The 501-nt window shown below is 63.9% G+C and carries 1 protein-coding gene; it reads left to right on the top strand.

What is annotated here, in order from left to right; translation table 11 throughout:
- A partial coding sequence (locus tag IA22_RS0133740) for a lantibiotic dehydratase (protein WP_030639251.1) occupies positions 1–501 on the top strand: 501 nt, incomplete at both ends.

Raw genomic sequence — 501 nt, 5'->3', positions numbered from 1 at the left:
CGTTGGCGGTTGTGGGAGCAGTTCTCGTTGCGTGGGCCGGGTTTTCCGGTGGGGGGTGTGCTGGATCTGGCTCCGGTGGATCTGTCGGTGTATGCGGACAAGTTTGCCGGTGGGGTGTTGTCGGGTCCTGACTGGGTTGAGTTCGAGGGGGTGTTCGGGGAGGTTGCGGCGCGTACTGCGGTGAGGTTGCAGGAGGTTGCGGGTTCTTCGGATTTCACGGCTGCGGTGGCGTGGCAGAACCGGACGGTGTTGCGGACGGGGTTGCGTCCGTTTCTGGGGTGGGTTCCGTCGGCGTCGAATCGTTCGAGTATGCCGCGTCAGCGTGAGGAGTTGGTGGCGCATTACTGGCAGCGGTTCTGTGTGAAGAACGACACGATCGGGTTCTTCGGTCCGGTGGGCTGGGGGCGTGTCGATCGTTCGGTGGGTGGGGTGGAGATCGATGCGGGGGAGGGGCTGACGGAGTCGTCGTCGGTGTTCTTCTCCAGTTGGTCGATCGACGCG

Source organism: Kitasatospora papulosa, from assembly GCF_000717245.1.
Classification (GTDB): Bacteria; Actinomycetota; Actinomycetes; order Streptomycetales; family Streptomycetaceae; genus Streptomyces; species Streptomyces papulosus.
The sequence above is the reverse complement of the archived record's forward strand: the minus strand, read 5'-3'. Positions and strand labels throughout refer to the sequence as shown.